This is a genomic window from Siminovitchia fortis (assembly GCF_007681465.1).
Lineage (GTDB): Bacteria > Bacillota > Bacilli > Bacillales > Bacillaceae_C > Siminovitchia > Siminovitchia fortis.
Genome location: NZ_VEKZ01000122.1, coordinates 1 through 2,158, shown reverse-complemented (window position 1 = coordinate 2,158; position 2,158 = coordinate 1). Strand labels below are relative to the sequence as shown.

The following is a 2,158-nucleotide window of genomic DNA, read 5'->3' as shown; positions in this document are numbered from 1 at the left end:
TTCATCTTTTCTCATTTGTTGAATGTTATCCAGCATTTTTCGCTTGCAGGCGTTATAAATATGACGCCCGATTTCAAAGCGTTTTTCCAGTATATGCACTTGAAAAATCTCCGTTTTAAGGAATAATTCTACGACATAGCGGGGACCTTTTTTCGCCATATTTACCCGGCCTCCGAACATACATTCTATATAAATATTATAATATTGCAAAAATAAAAGCAAGCGCTTTTTCATCTTTTTTTGAATCTATGCCGCTGGCATTCATCCCGGCATTGAAATGCCGGGCCTTCTGCCAGTTGTTCGTAAAGGTCTGCTGCCTGCTTTTTTCGCTGAAGTCTTAAATATACATAAACACTGACAAAGGCGGCAGCAACAGCCGCCCAGAAAGCAGGAAAGGACAGAGTTCCAATCGAATACCATTTCATCACAATAACCTACTTCCAGGGTATTTTTATAAAATGGGTGAAAGCAGGCGTGAGATCGACTCCTTGAAACGGATGATTTTCGGCCTTCTCAAATATTGATCGTATGTCAGCGCACGGGATAATGAAGCATCTTTTTCAAAAATATCGACAAGCTCCTGAACGAGTTCCTGATCATATAAGAAGGCATTCACTTCAAAATTCAGGCGGAAGCTCCTCACATCAATATTGGCTGTTCCCACGCTTGCAATTTTTCCGTCAGCAATCATCGTTTTCGCATGAATGAAGCCATTTTCATATACATACACCTTTGCTCCTGTCTTCAACAGCTCCCCAACATAGGAGTACGTCGCCCAATAGACGAAGGCGTGATCCGGTTTATTGGGAATCATCAGCCTGACATCCACACCGGATAATACAGCAATTTTCAACGCATCATGCACACTGGAATCCGGAATGAAATACGGCGTCTGAATGAGAATATAGTCTTTTGCCGAGTTGATCAGCTTAATATACCCATACTTGATCTGCTCCCATTCTGAATCAGGACCGCTTGAAACAATTTGAACATCAGTATTGCCCATCGGCCCGATTTCCGGGAACAGCCTGTCTTCATAGCTGATTTTATTCGATGAGGCCTGGTTCCAATCAAGGATAAACCTTGTTTGCATTGCATAAACAGCTTTCCCGTAAATTTTTAAATGAGTATCCCGCCAATAGCCGAATTTCTTGTTCAAGCCAAGATATTCGTCACCAATATTGAAGCCGCCGATATATCCGACAGCACCGTCAATAATGGCCAGCTTTCTATGGTTGCGGTAGTTCACCTGCAAGTTCAAATGGGGAATAATGGCTGGAAAAAAAGCACTTACCCTTCCGCCTGCAGCGATCAACGGGCGGAAAAATTTCCTGGGGAGCCTTCTCGACCCCATCGCATCATAGAGAACCCGCACCTCCACACCTTTCTTGGCCTTTTCCACAAGGAGCGCTAACAAGTCGTTGCCCAGCCTGTCGTTGCGCATAATGTAATAAACGAGATGGACATGATCTTTCGCACTGCGTATGTCGGCCATCAGGGATTGGAACTTTTTATTTCCATCTGTAAAAACATCCACTTTGTTATCCTGTGTCAGGACGGCGCTGTCATTGACAAGCAGCATGTAAATCAAATCCTTGTACTGCGCCGTTTTATTGTCATGGAAAGGGAAATCACCGCTTCTCAGCATATCAATTTGGGTATCCGTAATTTCCATGATCCCTATTTTCTTTTTATCTTTCCATTCAAAAATTTTTTTCCTGCTCAGGTTCTGGCCAAAAATCAGATAAAGGACAAATCCTACAACCGGAACAAAAAACAAGACAAGAAGCCATGCCCATGTTGCGCCAGCGTCCCTTCTTTCCAGAAAAACAACGAAGCCGGCAAGCACAATATTCAAAATGAGAAATATACTTAATACAGCCGTACTGATCGTAGCAATTGTCATCGTCTCAACCTCGCAGCTCATTTAGATACAAAGACAAAACTCTCATTCATTTTACCATATAACTCCAACCGAACATATAAACTGTCAATGGTTTTAAATGATCGGTTCCTGTTCATTCAAAATCATTAATAGACTGAATTTTCCAATTTAGTTAAATGAAACCAAAGGTGGAGTTGTTTCGTACATTAATAATCCCAAATTACGAAAGTAAATTTACTGAACATTAATTCTGGGGCTATTTGGTAAAACTTT

The 2,158-nt window shown here is 41.6% G+C and carries 2 protein-coding genes; both read right to left on the bottom strand.

Annotation, left to right across the window (positions count from 1 at the left end; all coding sequences use genetic code 11):
• Nucleotides 1–230 precede the first annotated feature (230 nt).
• Nucleotides 231–428, bottom strand: coding sequence for a hypothetical protein (locus FS666_RS19110; RefSeq protein WP_144463761.1), 198 nt, complete (start codon nt 426–428; stop codon nt 231–233).
• Nucleotides 429–451: 23 nt separating this feature from the next.
• Nucleotides 452–1,906: a cardiolipin synthase gene (cls, locus tag FS666_RS19105; RefSeq protein ID WP_120070267.1), complete on the bottom strand. Its 1,455-nt coding sequence runs from the start codon at nt 1,904–1,906 to the stop codon at nt 452–454.
• Between the last annotated feature and the right edge of the window lie 252 nt (nt 1,907–2,158).